General features: G+C 36.6%; 18 protein-coding genes. 15 read left to right on the top strand and 3 right to left on the bottom strand.

What is annotated here, in order from left to right:
- Positions 1 to 37 precede the first annotated feature (37 nt).
- A complete protein-coding gene (locus D612_RS0114820; protein ID WP_017756270.1) occupies positions 38 to 424 on the bottom strand; it encodes a kinase-associated lipoprotein B in 387 nt (128 codons plus the stop codon).
- Positions 425 to 577: 153 nt separating this feature from the next.
- Between D612_RS0114820 and D612_RS0114815 the strand changes: the two genes are divergently transcribed.
- The 6 genes from D612_RS0114815 to D612_RS0114790 all read left to right on the top strand — a co-directional run bounded on the left by D612_RS0114815 (position 578) and on the right by D612_RS0114790 (position 5,387).
- The gene (locus D612_RS0114815) at positions 578 to 1,324 is read left to right on the top strand and encodes a peptidylprolyl isomerase (RefSeq protein ID WP_017756269.1); all 747 of its coding nucleotides are present in this window, start codon (positions 578 to 580) and stop codon (positions 1,322 to 1,324) included.
- A 307-nt stretch (positions 1,325 to 1,631) separates the two neighbouring features.
- On the top strand, positions 1,632 to 1,880 hold the full coding sequence (locus D612_RS0114810) for a DUF1871 family protein (RefSeq protein ID WP_233275001.1): 249 nt from the start codon (positions 1,632 to 1,634) through the stop codon (positions 1,878 to 1,880).
- Positions 1,881 to 2,009: 129 nt separating this feature from the next.
- Positions 2,010 to 3,356, top strand: a complete 1,347-nt coding sequence (gene nosD / locus D612_RS0114805; RefSeq protein WP_017756267.1) for a nitrous oxide reductase family maturation protein NosD — start codon at positions 2,010 to 2,012, stop codon at positions 3,354 to 3,356.
- On the top strand, positions 3,353 to 3,814 hold the full coding sequence (locus D612_RS0114800) for a nitrous oxide reductase accessory protein NosL (RefSeq protein ID WP_017756266.1): 462 nt from the start codon (positions 3,353 to 3,355) through the stop codon (positions 3,812 to 3,814). Before nosD ends, D612_RS0114800 begins: the two co-directional genes overlap by 4 nt.
- A gap of 21 nt (positions 3,815 to 3,835) precedes the next feature.
- Positions 3,836 to 4,666 (top strand): ABC transporter permease, encoded by an 831-nt coding sequence (locus D612_RS0114795; protein WP_017756265.1) that lies wholly within the window; start codon positions 3,836 to 3,838, stop codon positions 4,664 to 4,666.
- The gene (locus D612_RS0114790; protein ID WP_017756264.1) at positions 4,656 to 5,387 is read left to right on the top strand and encodes an ABC transporter ATP-binding protein; all 732 of its coding nucleotides are present in this window, start codon (positions 4,656 to 4,658) and stop codon (positions 5,385 to 5,387) included. The genes D612_RS0114795 and D612_RS0114790 overlap by 11 nt, the downstream gene beginning before the upstream one ends.
- A 71-nt stretch (positions 5,388 to 5,458) precedes the next feature.
- Here the strand turns inward: D612_RS0114790 and D612_RS0114785 are convergent, their stop codons facing one another.
- The gene (locus D612_RS0114785; RefSeq protein WP_017756263.1) at positions 5,459 to 6,154 is read right to left on the bottom strand and encodes a nitrous oxide reductase accessory protein NosL; all 696 of its coding nucleotides are present in this window, start codon (positions 6,152 to 6,154) and stop codon (positions 5,459 to 5,461) included.
- 198 nt (positions 6,155 to 6,352) lie between these two features.
- Here D612_RS0114785 and D612_RS0114780 point away from each other — a divergent pair, with 198 nt between their 5' ends.
- From D612_RS0114780 to D612_RS0114760, 5 genes are all read left to right on the top strand, one after another.
- The gene (locus D612_RS0114780; RefSeq protein ID WP_017756262.1) at positions 6,353 to 7,339 is read left to right on the top strand and encodes a YncE family protein; all 987 of its coding nucleotides are present in this window, start codon (positions 6,353 to 6,355) and stop codon (positions 7,337 to 7,339) included.
- On the top strand, positions 7,332 to 8,009 hold the full coding sequence (locus tag D612_RS0114775; protein ID WP_017756261.1) for a response regulator transcription factor: 678 nt from the start codon (positions 7,332 to 7,334) through the stop codon (positions 8,007 to 8,009). Before D612_RS0114780 ends, D612_RS0114775 begins: the two co-directional genes overlap by 8 nt.
- Position 8,010: 1 nt before the next feature.
- Complete coding sequence (locus D612_RS0114770; RefSeq protein ID WP_017756260.1) at positions 8,011 to 9,411, top strand: sensor histidine kinase; 1,401 nt, start codon at positions 8,011 to 8,013, stop codon at positions 9,409 to 9,411.
- Between the two features lie 74 nt (positions 9,412 to 9,485).
- Positions 9,486 to 9,980, top strand: coding sequence for an Lrp/AsnC family transcriptional regulator (locus D612_RS0114765; RefSeq protein WP_017756259.1), 495 nt, complete (start codon positions 9,486 to 9,488; stop codon positions 9,978 to 9,980).
- Positions 9,977 to 11,152 (top strand): aminotransferase, encoded by a 1,176-nt coding sequence (locus D612_RS0114760; protein ID WP_017756258.1) that lies wholly within the window; start codon positions 9,977 to 9,979, stop codon positions 11,150 to 11,152. Before D612_RS0114765 ends, D612_RS0114760 begins: the two co-directional genes overlap by 4 nt.
- 31 nt (positions 11,153 to 11,183) lie before the next feature.
- On the opposite strand, the gene D612_RS0114755 is transcribed toward D612_RS0114760, so the two are convergent.
- Complete coding sequence (locus D612_RS0114755; RefSeq protein WP_017756257.1) at positions 11,184 to 12,542, bottom strand: sodium-dependent transporter; 1,359 nt, start codon at positions 12,540 to 12,542, stop codon at positions 11,184 to 11,186.
- Between the two features lie 301 nt (positions 12,543 to 12,843).
- Between D612_RS0114755 and yugI the strand changes: the two genes are divergently transcribed.
- The 4 genes from yugI (at position 12,844) to D612_RS0114735 (ending at position 16,733) form a co-directional block, all read left to right on the top strand.
- Entirely contained in the window at positions 12,844 to 13,266 is a 423-nt protein-coding gene (yugI, locus tag D612_RS0114750; RefSeq protein WP_017756256.1) for a S1 domain-containing post-transcriptional regulator GSP13, read from the top strand.
- A 347-nt stretch (positions 13,267 to 13,613) separates the two neighbouring features.
- Entirely contained in the window at positions 13,614 to 14,777 is a 1,164-nt protein-coding gene (locus D612_RS0114745; RefSeq protein ID WP_017756255.1) for an iron-containing alcohol dehydrogenase, read from the top strand.
- 36 nt (positions 14,778 to 14,813) lie between these two features.
- Positions 14,814 to 16,163, top strand: a complete 1,350-nt coding sequence (locus tag D612_RS0114740) for a glucose-6-phosphate isomerase (protein ID WP_017756254.1) — start codon at positions 14,814 to 14,816, stop codon at positions 16,161 to 16,163.
- Positions 16,164 to 16,331: 168 nt separating this feature from the next.
- Positions 16,332 to 16,733 (top strand): YugN-like family protein, encoded by a 402-nt coding sequence (locus D612_RS0114735; RefSeq protein WP_017756253.1) that lies wholly within the window; start codon positions 16,332 to 16,334, stop codon positions 16,731 to 16,733.

Genomic DNA, 16,733 nt, shown 5'->3' with positions numbered 1-16,733 from the left:
GTGATAGACATAACTAGCTATTGATTGCGCACTTTGTTTAGTCTTTAAAGTAATCAGCTTCAAGCCTTCTAAATATTTTTAATGATTCCTCTGCCCACTTGGAGTTATCAGCTTCAAGCTGGTTTATTTGTTCTGAAAGTGCAGCCTTTAAAGACTCATGATAGATAGGTACGGGATTGGCAAAAGGCTTCACATGTGATTTTGGAACATTTGTTTGTTCGTTATAAGCTAACGCTCTTCTCTCATGGAAAAAAAGAACATCAGACTCCTTAGGTGCATGCAAGTCACCTTGTAAGGGGTGCTTCAACACTGCCTTTACTCGAATTGTATAATGGTCTCGTTTTATCGCAGTTATTTCTCCAACATATTTACCGGTTTTATATATACCAGTCACTAATTGACCAACTTGAAGCTCTGTTGTCATTTAGGAACACTCCTTAAACTGTATTTATACATTATTAAATATTAGTATATACTTTTGACAGATAGATGCAAAAAATCTTATCATATAGGCAATAGTACATAATTAGTAGAGAAGTTTCTCAAGTTATCATATTGAATGAAAGGTAGGGTTATGATGAAAAAAATATTCTTATACACAATGCTAACTTTTATTTTATTAATTTTTAGCGGCTGTGGTGAAAACAATTCTATTGAAAATGGTACAGCAGGTAACGACAATACAGAAACAGCTGAACAAAATAATGAAGCTCCAGAGCCAGCAGAGGATGTTGATTTAATTCAATTTGACAATGATATTTTGTCAAAGGAGCCAATTGTTACGTTAAAAACTACAAAAGGTAATATAGTCATTAAGCTTTTTCCTGAGCAGGCCCCAAAAGCAGTTGAAAATTTTGTGACACACAGTAAAAATGGCTATTATAACGGATTAACCTTTCACCGCGTGATCAGTGATTTCATGATTCAAGGTGGTGATCCAGAAGGGAATGGTAAAGGCGGAGAGAGTATATGGGGTGAGCCGTTCGAAGATGAATTTTCTTCACAGCTATTTAATTTTCGTGGAGCCCTATCAATGGCAAACGCTGGTCCAAATACAAACGGTAGCCAATTTTTTATCGTTCAGGCGGATCTAATTGATGAGGAATTAGTTGATCAAATGGTTCAAGCTAGGTTTCCGAATAACGTAATTGAGAAATACAAGGAAGTTGGCGGCACTCCATGGTTAGATGGTGCACATACTGTTTTTGGACAAGTTGTGGAAGGTATGGAGGTTGTTGACGCAATTAGTAGTGTTGAAGTAGATTCGAAAACAAGTGCCCCACTTGAACCAGTAATTATAAATGAAGTGGTTGTACAAGAATAAATAATAACGGAAGCAAGGTGATCCAATCGTTAAGGTGGATCACTTTTTTGTTCAAAAAATGTTCACAACAAGGATGTTTAAAGTAAGCATATAATGGGTAATTGATTATAATAGAAACAAAATTTTGAAAAGTTTCGCAAATTTGTATAATTATTGTCGCAAAGTTGTTTCAATATTGTCGTAAATCTGTAAGATTAAAATGGGTTATAGGCTATATAAAGAGATTAAAATTAACATACAGACAAAATTGCATATAGTTAAAAAATAATCTCTTTATAATTAGGTGATTAAAATGGAAGGGTCGAGAATGTTGAATGAAAAAATAAAAGAGGTTATTAATAAATGGGATCCGATTGGATTAGGTCCTGGATCATATGAAGTGGAAATCATTGATATCATCCAAGCAGTACATGAAATCAATGATCCTAAGCTTTTAGCAAAAAGGATTCAGTTCATTTATGAATTTTCCTTTGAGGAATTAATTCCGCTAACAGAATGCCAAAAAATAGCCAAGAGAGTATTACTTCTTAAAGAAACAATTTCATATGCAATGTGAATAAGAGTTGCCTTTTTTAATAAAGGGGACTCTTATTATTTTTTCTTGATTTATTCAAACTTATTTTTTAGTTTCTTCACATTTTATGAATATTATAAAACTATTGTGAAGATGGGTGGTAGATAGAGTATGCAACGGATCATTAGCATCATTTTCATGCTAGTAAGCTGTCAATTCTTACTTATGAATGAAGCAGCTGCAGAGGAATTAACTGTAACACCTAGTATGTCGATTCAAGAGGTCATTGATAACGCTGCAAAGGGGGATACAATTTACATTAAGAAGGGACAGTACCATGGCAATCTTGTTATAAATAAATCAATTATTTTAAAAGGTGAAGCAGGTGCTCTTATTTCTGGGAGCGGAGAAGGCAATACAATTGAAATAAATGCTCCAAATGTCACGATTGAAAACTTGATGATTGAAAAGAGCGGGAAAAAAGATACAAACGCGGTAATATGGGTGGAATCGTCAAACAATATTATTCAAAACAACGTGTTAAAGGATGTCCATTTTGGTATTTATGTGAACAAGGGTAGTAATAATCAAATAGTAAATAATCAAATTATCGGCTATCGTGGTCACTTTGCAACAAAGGGAAATGGCATTCATTTATTTTATGCGGAGGATACTAGTTTAATTGGGAATAAAATCTACGATACACAAGATGGTGTTTATTTTGACTTCGCCAAAAGGAGCACGTTAAAAAATAATGAGGTAAGTCATGTCCGCTATGGGTATCATGTCATGTATGCCAAAGAGGGACTTATTGAAAACAATATTTCTTCCGAAAATATTACGGGTGCAATGATTATGGATGCGGCGGACTTTCGCTTTATTGATAATGTAATTACAAAAAATTTAAACTATCGCGGTCATGGGGTTCTTATATTTGATTCTGATCGAATTGAGATAACAAATAATAATGTGACTTACAATAATACTGGCTTAAGCTTACAGGATGCACGAGATTGCAAAATTGAAAATAACTTATTTGCCGGGAATTATATTGGTTTAGATTTAAAGGATAAAAATGAACGTAATACAATGGTTCACAACAACTTTATTGGTAATATCGTCCAAACAAAAATTTTTACAAAGGTTGAACCGATGGATATTAATGAACAAGGAAACTATTGGGATGATTATAGTGGACTAGATTTAGATGGCGATGGCATTGGAGAGATACCTTATGAGTCAGGGAAGTTGTTTGATAAATTAGTTGAAGAAAATCCAACATTACAATTCTTTTTTGAAAGTCCGACAATTAAGTTATGGTCATCAATTGAAAGAATTTTTCCGGCTTTTTCTAGTGATAAAGGGATGGATCGGTATCCGTTAACACGTCCAGTAGAAGGCAGTGTAATTTTAAAGGAGAATGAAACGGTTGAACGCAATTTTGTTGCGGCTTTGCTAGGAATTGTTATGATTGCTTTTAGTTTATTAACATTTTATCGTGGGAGGGTTTTAAGATGATGAAAAAGCTAGGTCTTTTACTAATCGTGGGGCTGTTTGTTCTTAGCGGATGTGGTCAAGAGGTAAGCATTGAACCGAGAGAAGTAAATCCAGAAATTGATGCGTGTGAAGTTTGTAATATGTCAGTCGCCCATGTAGATTTTGCCACACAGCTAATTGAAAGTGACGGAACGGTTCATATGTATGATGATATTGGTTGTATGGTTGAATATGTAAATGGAGAAGGACAAAATAAAGAAATTGCTGGGCAATATGTAAGAGATTTTGAAAGTTTGGAATGGGTACCAATTGAACAAGCTTATCATGCTTATCACCCCGAATTTTGGACACCTATGGCTTATGGTGTTGTATCATTTTCATCAAAAGAACGTGCTGAGGACTATATTAAACAAGAAGGAAAAGGTGAAGTAATCGACTACTCAGGCTTAGCAAAGCTTGACTGGACGATGCATCATTAATCGTAAAGGTGTGTAATAAAAATGATGGTTGCAAAAATTGCAAGGCATGAATTGAAGGTCATTTCAAGAAGTAGATGGGTCGTAAGCTTCACGATTTTATATACCGTTCTCGCGGTCACCATTGTTTTATTTGGTGGTAGTGCGGAGCAAGCTGGGTTTGAAGGGTTTAATCGAATGGCAGCAAGTCTCTTAAATTTATCATTGTTTTTAGTTCCGTTATTGACTTTATTAATTGGCAGTACGTCAATAGCAGGTGATAAAGAAGGCGGGAGCTTAACACTGTTGTTTACGTATCCACTGCGCCCGGCTACGATTTTATTAGGGAAATTTATCGGACTACTCATAACGTTAATAGCTGTGATTACCTTTGGATATGGGATGGCAGGTCTAATCCTTTTTATCACAAAAACGGGAGTTTCCATCCAATTTTTCCTATTATTTTATGGATTTACTTTGCTGTTGATGGTTTTATTTCTTGGCCTAGCAATGTTAGTTGGTGTTGTTTCAGCTACTCGCTTTCAGGCATTAGGACTTAGTTTAATTGTCTGGGCTATTACCGTACTATTTTATGAGTTTGCCGTAATGGGCTTAGCAATGGTAATTAGTAAACACGCGATTTTAAACATGTTTACTTTTTCAATTTTATTGAATCCAGTTGAATTAGTTCGTGTTTGGACAATAATTACAATGGAAAGTGGTACGATCTTTGGACCGCACTTGTATGATTTAACTATCTGGAGTGAGGGAATGGTCGGACAACTAACATTTTCAATCACTGCTATTCTATGGATCATCATACCATTAATCATAGCAAATTTTATGATTAGACGAGGGATAAGACATGGAGCATAATAATATGGTGGAAGTACATGACCTTTGTAAGATCTTTAATGAAACAAATCGAATTGAGCATATAAATTTCAACATTCACAATGGGGAGTGCTTTGCTCTTTGTGGTGGGAACGGTGCTGGGAAAAGTACAGTCATTCAAATGATCATTGGCAATGTAAAGCCAACATCAGGAGAGGTTAGGCTTGCAGGAACTCCAGTTAGTACAAAAAGTCAACAATATAAATCATTATTTTCATATATGCCGGATGCAATGGTATTTCCAAGTGTGTTAACAGGTTATGAAGTTTTAAAGTTTTTTGCTGAACTGTCAAACGTTCCAGATGAAAGGGTACATCAGCTACTAAAGCAGGTTGGGTTAGATCAAGATAAGGATAAAAAGGTAAAAAACTATTCAAAAGGAATGCAGCAAAGGTTAGCTTTAGCTCAAAGTCTATTACCTGAAGCACCTCTACTTATATTGGATGAGCCAACCAATGGTTTAGATCCTTATTGGGTTCGAGAATTTAAGAGGATAATTAAAGAAGAAAAACAAAAGGGAACAACCATTTTGTTCTCATCACATATATTGTCTGATGTTGAGGAATTAGCCGATCGTGTTGCCTTTATGAGCAGTGGTCAGCTCTTAGTTACGGATACAGTGGAATCATTGACAAAAGGGGAGGATCGTTCAGAAACAACATTAGAGGAAGTTTTCTTTTCATTAGTAAAAGCTAGACAATAAAACGCTTTAGTAACAATAACAGCCATATAAAAAGGTTGTCCTGATTATTCCAGGACAACCTTTTGACTTGTTTAGTGGCTCATTTCGCCTTCCATATTTCCTTCCATATTACTCTGTTGTTGCTCCATCTTTTGCTGAGATTCTTGCATCTTCGCCATTTTTGCTTTGCGGCGTTCTAACGCAATTTTGTCGACATCATCCATAGTTGAAAGAACAGGTGCTACCATTGGGTTTTCTGTCACGTACTTATTAGCCGCTTCTTCAGTGCCAAATAGTGCGAAGCCCATTTTCATTGGTGTTTCAATACTGGCTCTTACAGGGATTGCTTGGTCAGCGGGAATCCATTCAAGCGTGTTATAATCACGGACCCAAGCTGCCAATGGCTGCTCTTGTTTTTCTTCGAGAACTCTAACTTGATTCAATAAACAACCAACATCATCCGTATAAAGATATTCCCCGTCAGCTGTTACAACTTGTCCAGTGAATTTCCCCATTTCATGGTCTTTATGATACACGATCATATCACACATTGAACACATAGTTCCTTCACCAGGCTCTTCTGGCATTACACCATGGTCGTGCTCATCAGCTACAGTAGCTACATCTTCCACTTCAGACTCAGTTGTCTCGGACTCCATTACTTGCTCTTCAGCAGGCGCTGTTTCTTCCGCTGGTGCCTGTTCTTCTGCTCCTTGATTAGAAGTTGTCCCACAGCCTGCGATAACCCCAATGCTAAGAGCAAAAAGAAGAATTAATAATTTTTTCATATAAGTACCTCCACTAAAAATGTGATATTTTTAACACTATTAATAGCTTAACTTGCTATTATGAAGATACTGTGAAGAAATTATTAGAAAATTAGAAAATATATTTGAAGATCTCAAGTAATAAAAGTGAAATCTTTTCACGTTAATTTCACAACTTCAAGTTATAATAATGGTAGTTTAGCTTTTGGAGGGTGCATTATGGCTAAAACGAGATACTTTGTCGTTTTCATTCTGCTATTGCTAGTTGCAGGGTGTCAAAACGAGCAATACAAAAAGATAGATTCCGATTCACCTTTAATCATTATTGTTAATTTAATTGAGAAGAGTTTATCTTTCTATAATGAGGAAACAAGAACTGAGCTGGCTCGATGGCAAATGCCGTTTACATTTACAGGTGCACTTGTTTTACCAGATAACAGAACGCTTTTGCTTTATGGGAAACATTTAGAAAGAGTATACTTATATGATTTGCAATCAGGGGAAAAGGTTGATGAATGGAAGTTAGGCAAAGGTATCGCAAATGCACTACTTTCGATTGATAAGTCTAAGATCTACTTTGCAGATCAGGAAAATGACATGATCATTATAACGGATAAAGAAGGAAGAAAATTTGCTGAAATTGATGTAAACGATGATCCATTAACATTAATGGAGAGCGAAAATGAACAATTATTATATGTACTAAATTTTGACGCACCTGTTATTTCTGTTATTGATTTGCATACAAATCAAGTCGTAAATAGCTTCGAGGCAAAACAAGCTGCCGTTGGTGCGGTTCTTGTTGAATCGTTAGGTGAGCTATGGACGGGTGGACATGGTGCTGGTGATCAAGTAGAAAATAACGTGACCGTTTATTCTATTGAAACGGGGCATATAAGAAAGGAAATATATACTCCTGTTATGCCTGTTGATTTAGAAAAGCATGGTGAGTTTATTTATGTTGTGAGCCACGGCTCCAATCAACTGAGGAAAATTAATATGAATACGAAGGAGGTTGAAGCCGCTGTTGAAATAGGAGCAAATCCCTTTGATATATCGATCTATAACAATTTTATTTATAGTGTGAGCTATGATAGCAATGAACTAATTATTGTTGATCCAAATGACATGAAGGTTTGCGCAACTCTGAAAACAGGGGAAGGACCATTTCAAGTTCTATTTAGAAGAGGTGTGGAAAATGACTGATCGAAAAGTATTAATTGTTGACGACGAGGCTGATATGAGGCAGCTAGTCCGGATGTATTTAGAGAAAGAAAATTTTATTTGTGTAGAAGCTGAAGATGGACAACAAGCGCTTGAATTATTAAAATCGCAACCTTTTCATCTAATTATTTTAGACATTATGATGCCAAATATTGATGGATTAACATTTTGTATGAAAGTTAGAGAAACCTCCGCGATACCTATTATATTTTTAACTGCTCGGGGTGATGAATGGGATCGGGTCTATGGCTTAAAGATTGGCGCAGATGACTATGTTGTTAAGCCATTTAGTCCTAGTGAGTTAATTGCTAGAGTAGATGCTGTCTTACGGCGTTTTCAACCGTCAGCGAAGAAAGAAGATGAAGTCCTACATTTTGGTCCAATTGAAATAAATGTGAAAGGAAGACAGGCATTCATAAATAAAGAACCGATATCATTAACATTAAAAGAATACGATCTACTGCTATTTTTCTGTCAACATAATGGTCAAGCACTAAGCCGAGAACAGCTTTTAGAGCGGGTATGGGGATATGACTATGTTGGCGGTGTCCGCACTGTTGATACTCATATTAAAACTTTAAGACTAAAATTAAAGGATCAAGGGAATTTAATTCAAACCGTTTGGGGAATTGGCTATAAATTCGAGGTATGATATGAAAAAAATTTCAATGTCGTTATGGCAAAAGCTCTGGCTTACAGTTACAATCGCAGTCGTATTAGGAATACTCGCAACATATGGAATGACCCATTACTTTTATAAAAAATTGTATGTTGATCATGTTGAAGTTTCATTAAAGCAAGAAGGTATGAGGTTAGCTAGCGAATATACGGGTGGGGAAATAACACCACAATTAAAAGAAAGGTTTGAATGGTACAACCAAATTTCTCAAGCGGAAATATTATTTGTCAACAATCCTAAAGAATTAAGTGCATGTCTCCCGTTTGAAGTAGATTATGAATCGTTAATTGGTGTTGTGGAACGGGAACAGCTGATAAATGGAGAAATTATAACAAAAACCGGCTATGAGAAGAGATTTGATAGGCAAATAATGGGGGTTATCGTTCCGCTATTGGAGGAAAAAAGACTAAAGGGGATTCTTTATATATATTTACCACTAGCATCAATTAATGATTTGTTTCGGGAAGCGGGAGTCTTTATTGCAATAATTAGCCTTTTGTTTACATTAGCTGCCATTGTATTGGGTCGGAAAATAGCGAGAAAGCTGACAACTCCTCTAAATGAAATGGAACGAGTTGCCTATCAAATGTCAAAAGGGGACTATAGCGAAAAGGTTCAAGTTCGATCAAATGATGAGATTGGTCGACTTGGAATTGCCTTTAATCAAATGTCAGAGGCGGTAAAAGAAGAGGATGAGCGAAGAAAAGAGTTTTTAGGAAATGTATCGCATGAACTTCGAACTCCAATTAGTTATATTAAGGGATATAGCGAAGCGATATTAGATGGTACGGTGACAAATGGAGAGGATTCAAAAAAATATTTACATTTAATTCATCGCGAGGCCGGAAGGATGCAGCGCTTGGTTCGTGACTTATTGGATCTCGCTCAAATGGATGGTAAATCGATCCCAATGGACAAACAACCACTTGCGCTTGCTCAGCTTATCGAAGAGGCATTAGAGAAATTTGATCCGTTTCTACATGAGAAAAATTTGCGTTTGTTTAAAGAACTAGATCATGATGTGATTATTATGGGGGATCAAGACAGAATTGAACAAATTATCCAAAACTTGATGGAAAACGCTATTCGTTACTCCCCTACTAATGATGTTATTGAGGTCACGTTGGTAACTATAAAAGGAAACGGTTGTAAAATTGTAATTAAGGATAACGGTATTGGGATACCAAAGGAACACCTTCATCGAATTGGGGAACGATTTTTTAGAATTGATAAAGCAAGAACACGTCAGTATGGCGGTACTGGACTAGGAATGGCCATTGTGCAAAAAATCGTTCAGCTGCATGAAGGCGATATAATGATTGAGAGTGAAGAAGGAAAGGGAACAAAGATCTCGATTTTCCTGCCAACAATTTAAAAAGTGGATAGAAATATTTGTGGTTTTTGATATAATGGGTCTACAAATAATTTTGTCTAGGGAAGTGTCAATCAATGGGAGAAAAGGAAATAGAAATTTTAGAAATACTTGAAAAAAATGGTCGCTTGCCAATTGAAGATATTGCGAAGATGATTGATTTACCAGTATCGCAGACGGAGGCAATGATTGCCAACTTGGAAAACCAAAAGATTATTTTAAAATACTCGACAATTATTGATTGGAATAAAGTTGATCGCAACCCGGGTGTTACAGCAATGATTGATGTTAAGGTTACTCCAAAAAGGGATGTAGGCTTTGATGATATTGCTGAAAGAATTTACCGTTTTCCTGAGGTAAAGGCTGTTTATTTAATGTCAGGAGCATATGACTTGTCTGTAACAATTGAAGGGAATTCACTTCATGATATTTCTCGGTTTGTATCACAAAAATTATCAGCATTAGACTCTGTGTTATCAACTACAACGCACTTTATTATGAAAAAATACAAGCATGACGGTACCATTTTTGGTGATGATGAACAAGATCGACGAATTGTGGTGACACCATGAGTGGAGAGCGTTACTTATCAGATCGAGTTATTGATTTAAAACCATCGGGCATTCGCCGCTTTTTTGATTTAGCAGCTGGAATGAAGGGTGTGATTTCATTAGGAGTTGGTGAACCGGATTTTGTTACCTCATGGGCGATTCGTGAAGCAAGTATTTTATCACTAGAACAGGGCTATACGGCTTATACAGCAAATGCAGGCTTACTTGAACTACGTGTAGAAATTGCAAAATATATGGAACGCCAATTTAAAGTTTCTTATAAACCAGAAGAAGAAGTATTGGTAACTGTTGGTGGCAGCGAGGCATTAGACCTAGCAATGCGGGCACTTGTAAATCCAGGTGATGAAGTCATAGTTGTTCAACCTAGCTTTGTTGCTTATCCATCTTTAGTTTCATTAGCTGGTGGGATTCCTGTATCTGTTAATACAACAAGTACTGATGAATTCAAGCTACAGCCGGAGCAAATTGAAGCAGCAATCACACCAAAAACTAAAGCTATTATCATCTGTTCTCCTAATAATCCAACGGGAACTTTATTAGTCGAGTCAGAACTCGAGAAAATTGCAGAAATTGTTATAAAACATGATTTGATTGTAATTTCTGACGAAATTTATGCGGAATTAAGCTATGACGGACCATATACAAGCTTTGCTGCGATTAAAGGAATGAAAGAGCGTACGATTGTCATTAATGGCTTTTCGAAAGGATTTGCAATGACCGGTTGGCGCTTAGGATTTGTAGTTGGTCCGAAAGTATTCATTCAAGCGATGCTGAAAATCCACCAACACGCAATGATGTGTGCTTCAACTATGGCACAGTATGGTGCGATTGAAGCACTTCGAAATGGTATGAACGATGTAGCCGCAATGAAGAAAAGCTATAATCAACGCCGAAATTACTTTGTAAAATCACTTAATGAAATTGGTCTTGATTGTCATATGCCTGGGGGAGCTTTTTACGCTTTTCCGTCGGTTGAAAAAACAGGCCTCACTTCAGAGGAGTTTGCAGAAAGATTATTAAATGAAGAAAAGGTTGCAGTTGTCCCCGGAAGTGTTTTTGGTGACAGCGGCGAGGGGCATGTTCGTTGTTCATATGCATCATCAATAGAGCAACTTCAAGAAGCAGTAAAACGAATGAGGCGTTTTGTCGAAAGACTACAAGTTACCGTGTAAAAATAGCCCCCTAAAAGGGGCTATTTGCTGTTTAACCATCAATCAGTCCTAATGCATGTAAGAAGACAATGATAATGCCGACTGGGACGACAAAGCGGATAGACCAATACCAGAGTGAAAAAAGCTTAGTACTCATAGAGGATGAGCGGAGTAGTTCATCTTTAAGTACATGTTTTGGTATCTTTAAGCCGACAAAAAGGGCGATAAGCAGTGCACCAAAAGGCAATGCAATATTGCTGACAAAATAATCAGCCAAATCAAAGATTGTTTTATTAAATAGAGGTGTAAAATTTCCAAGTACCCCATATGATAGTGCTGATGGAATGCCAACAATAAATACAAGTAATCCGGCAATCCATGCGGATTTTTTTCGTTTTGCTGCTTCACCTTTAGAAATTGTAGCAACAATTATTTCTAGGATTGAAAAAGCGGATGTTAACGTGGCAAACAATAATAAGATCAAAAAGGCTGCCAAGAAAAAGCCACCAAAGCTTAATTGTTCAAAAACTGCTGGGAAAATAATAAATACTAAGGATGGCCCGCTATTAGGTTGAAAACCAAGTGCAAATACTGCAGGGAAAATAGCTAGACCAGCTAAAAAGGATATTAATAAATTTAAGCTAACAATAGAACTAACTGATCGAGGGAGACTTTCTTGCTTAGATAAATACGACGCATATGTAACCATCACGGAATTACCGATACTTAAAGCAAAAAAGGATTGACCAAGAGCCATTATAAATGTTTCAGAATTAATTTCATCAAGATTAGGCATAAGAAAAAACTTAATTCCTTCACTTGCACCTTCAAGCGTTAAAGACCGAATTACTAAGATGATAAACAATATAAATAGACTAGGCATCATGATTTTATTAGCTTTTTCAATACCATTTTGAATGCCGCCTTGTACGACAAAAATAGTAAGCGCAAGGAAAACGAACTGGGCAAGTAATGGTTCGAATGGATTCGAAATAATACTTGAAAATAAATTTTCGTATTGTTCGTTAGTTAGTCCGCTAAGCGCTCCGGTAAAACTCCGAATTGTATAGGAAATAATCCACCCACCGACAACGCTATAAAATGACAAAAGTATAAATGAAGAAATTACTCCAATGACACCAACTAAATACCAAGGAGTTTTTGGAGCGATCGTTTTATACGCGGTAATCGCGTCTTTTTGTGTATTTCTACCGATGATAAATTCAGAAAACAGCATTGGAACACCAAAAAATAACGTAAATAAAATAAAAATAAGAAAGAATACTCCGCCCCCATTTGTTCCGGCAATGTAGGGGAACTTCCAAATTGCACCTAAACCGATTGCAGAACCTGCTGCAGCTAGAATAAATCCTATTTTAGAAGACCATTGCTCTTGTTTTGACTTTTCCATGATGTATATCAACACCTTTCGCTTCTAATATAATAGAGGATTAAACTTGTTTTTGAAAGTATTTCAGTATAATTTATCTCATTTATAAAATGTCTATCTCTTTTTACTGTTTGCAATCCTTAATATGAGTATAAGTAATGGTGTGAAATGAGAGAAAATAACGCCATAATGGCGGTATCAGGATAAAAGGAAAATGTTTTGCATACTATAGAAATGAAATGAGTCTATTTTTGATTAAGTATCAAAATTGTGATATAGTTATAAAATGTCTAAGAAAAATGTATAAATTAGGAGTGTTTCCATGTCAGAAAAATATGAAGTTGGTCGTGAATTATCAGGAAAGGTAACGGGTATTCAGCCTTACGGGGCGTTTGTAGCTCTTGATGAGAATACACAAGGATTGGTTCACATTTCAGAAATTACTCATGGCTATGTAAAGGACGTCAGTGAACATTTATCCGTTGGTGATGAGGTGAAAGTTAAGGTATTATCAGTTGACGAGGAAGCCGGTAAAATTAGCCTTTCAATTAAAGCAACAATAGAGGCTCCAGAAAAGACAGAAGATTTCACGAGACCTAAAAAGGAAAGAAGGACTCGCAGACAAGTTATTAAACAGCAACAACAACTTGATACTGCTAATGCATCAGGCTTTAATACGTTAAAAGATAAGCTTGAAGATTGGATTAAACAATCTTCTGATCGTGAAAAGCTTTTAAAGAAGTAACTAACGAATGAAGACTCAAGTAGGGGGTCTTCTTTTTTTATTGTTTAGGAATTATAAAATTTGATCCTGTGGATAAATACTATAGCACAGAGAGTAGTCGTCCAGCGCAAGCGCCCAGCGACTAGTAAACTTCGCTCATCTCTTTTGTGATAAGTCAACATCGACTCGTCCCTCGACGTGTTTTGTTTATCTCAGTCGATGCGCTCTTAGTTTATACGTCGCTAATCAGGGCGCCTATAGCTTTTGTTCTTGTAAATAATATCTTATAATAATTGTATTGGAAAGTTTTACCGTTAATTGCAGCTATAGCCCAATATGGACATGTAAAAAATGAAAGGAGATTTAAGATGCAACCACTTGTATATCATAATCCGACGAAGCTCATCTTCGGAAAAGGTCAATTAGAGCATTTGCAGAATGAAGTGATTAAGTATGGGAAAAGGCTATTGTTAGTATATGGTGGGGGAAGTATAAAGAAACATGGGCTTTATGACCAAATAATTAATTTATTAACGGGAATAGAGGTTGATATTTTCGAATTGTCTGGTGTTGAGCCTAATCCGCGTTTAGCAACTGTTCATAAAGGGATTGAGATCTGTAAGGAAAACAATATAGATTTTATATTGGCTGTAGGTGGTGGAAGTGTAATTGACTGCTCAAAAGCAATTGCTGCCGGGACAAAATATGATGGAAATGTTTGGGATATCATTACTCGGAAGGCAAAGGCTGAACAAGCCCTTCCATTAGGAGCGGTGTTAACATTAGCTGCAACAGGGTCTGAAATGAATAATAGCTCGGTCATAACGAATTGGGAAACAAAAGAAAAGTATGGGTGGTCAAGCCCGGTTACTTTCCCGAAATTCTCAATCTTAGATCCGGAATTTACATACACAGTACCAAGAAACCAAACGGTTTATGGGATTGTTGATATGATGTCACATGTATTTGAGCAATATTTTCACCATGATAATAACACGCCATTGCAGGATCGTATGTGTGAAGGCGTTTTAAGGACAGTAATGGAGACTGCTCCAAAGTTAGTTAATAATTTGGATAGTTATGAGCATAGGGAGACGATTTTGTTTTCGGGAACCATTGCCTTGAATGGTATTTTAGCGATGGGAGCTCGAGGCGATTGGGCAACACACAATATTGAGCACGCTGTTTCAGCAGTTTATGATATACCACATGGTGCAGGATTAGCAATCCTAACACCGAACTGGATGCTTCATGTATTAGATGAAAATGTTAAAAAGTTCAAGCAACTTGCGGTTCGCGTTTTTGATGTAAATCCTACAGGCAAGGAAGATCGTGACGTAGCAATAGAGGGGATTACAAAACTCCGTGTTTTTTGGTCGACGCTTGGAGCACCTGAAAGATTAGCAGATTATAATATCGGGGCCGAAGAGCTTGATTTAATCGCAGACAAAGCGATGGCTCGTGGGGAATTTGGGATTTTTAAAAAGCTAAATAAAGCTGATGTTTTAGAAATTTTATCGATGTCACTTTAATATTTTTAAAAATATTTCAATATGGGGGCGATTGTAGTGACGCATGTTCGTTTTGATTACACAAAAGCTTTATCATTTTTCAGTGAGCAGGAGCTTCAATATGTAAGAGACTTTGTTAAATGTGCCCACCACTCTATTCATGAAAAGACAGGCCCTGGTAACGACTTTTTAGGATGGGTAGACCTGCCGGTTGAATATGATCGCGGAGAATTTTTGCGAATTCAACAAGCTGCTGAGAAAATAAAGACTGATACTGATGTCTTGTTAGTTATTGGAATTGGTGGCTCTTATTTGGGAGCCCGAGCAGCAATTGAGATGTTAACTCATTCTTTTTATAATCAATTACCAAAATCAAAGCGATCCACACCACAAATTATATTTGTAGGTCACCATATCAGTTCTTCGTATATCCATGATTTAATTGAAGTGTTGGATGGCAAGGATGTCTCAATTAATGTAATTTCAAAATCGGGAACAACGACGGAACCAGCTATTGCATTTCGAATTTTTAAAAAATATCTAGAAGATAAATACGGTGTTGAGGGTGCTAAGGAACGAATATATGCAACAACTGATCGAGCAAAAGGTGCGCTGAAAACAATGGCAACTGAACAGGGTTATGAAACGTTTGTTGTACCAGATAACATTGGCGGTCGCTATTCTGTCTTAACAGCAGTCGGATTGTTGCCCATTGCAGTTAGTGGCATCAATATTGAAAAGGTTATTAGTGGAGCACAGGCGGCCAGAGAGGAATTGAACGAGTCAGAGTTAGCGAACAATCCAGCCTACCAATATGCGGCAGTTCGAAATATTCTTTATAACAAAGGAAGAACAGTTGAATTGCTAGTGAATTATGAACCAAGCCTCCAATATTTTTCTGAATGGTGGAAGCAGCTTTTCGGAGAAAGCGAAGGGAAGGATCATAAAGGCATTTTCCCTGCATCGGCTAATTTTTCTACTGATCTCCATTCACTTGGTCAATATATTCAAGATGGTCGGAGAGATTTATTTGAAACAGTTTTGAATGTGGAAAAGCCTAGGCATGAGGTTACCATTTCGAAGGAATCCACCGATTTAGATGGATTAAACTATCTTGCAGGAAAGACAATGGACTTCGTTAATAAAAAGGCGCTTCATGGTACAATGTTGGCGCATACAGATGGGAATGTGCCCAATCTACTTATTACGATTCCAGAGCTAAATGATTACACGTTTGGTTATATAGTGTATTTTTTTGAAAAAGCATGTGCAATGAGCGGTTATCTGCTAGGTGTAAATCCGTTCGATCAACCCGGAGTGGAAGAATACAAGAAAAACATGTTTGCTTTATTAGGGAAGCCAGGATATGAAATTGAAAAACAGCAGCTTGAAAAGAGACTTCGGTAATGAATGATAAACTGATACAGTAAGAAGTTTCGATTAGAATCATAATGAGGCTTAAAAATAAAATTATAGTCTGTATAAAGACGGAATAGCCCCATAGAAAGGGAGATATTTCAAAGCACAATTGGACACAATATAGGTAAATGTATTGTGAAAAGGGGTTGTTTAGCTTTGAAACCAATCTCATCAAAAATTGAAAACCAAACATATCTACTATATGATTTGGAGCAAAAATTAAAGCCGTTAGGATATGTAATTGGTGGGAACTGGGATTACGATCATGGTTATTTTGATTATAAAATTGCTGATAATTCGGGCTACCAATTTTTACGAGTTCCATTTAAAGCAATTGATGGGCAGCTTGACTCTAACGGGGCAACAGTATCCTTGGGCAGGCCGTTTTTGCTTGCACATCAATACGAGAGTGGTCTTGATGATCATGCAGGAGTTGGCAATTTTGCTGCATTAACTGATCAGTTTTCTGAACCTGAAAATAAAGACGCAAATGTTCCAGAAAAGTATATTGAGATTGGTCAAGCGTTAGTAGCGGAGCTTGAAAGTGTCCTAATGTAG

Origin of the sequence: Calidifontibacillus oryziterrae, from assembly GCF_000331575.1 — a bacterium.
Lineage (GTDB): Bacteria > Bacillota > Bacilli > Bacillales > Bacillaceae_J > Calidifontibacillus_A > Calidifontibacillus_A oryziterrae.
Note: the sequence above shows the minus strand (reverse complement) of the source record. Positions and strands in the feature narration are given on the sequence as shown.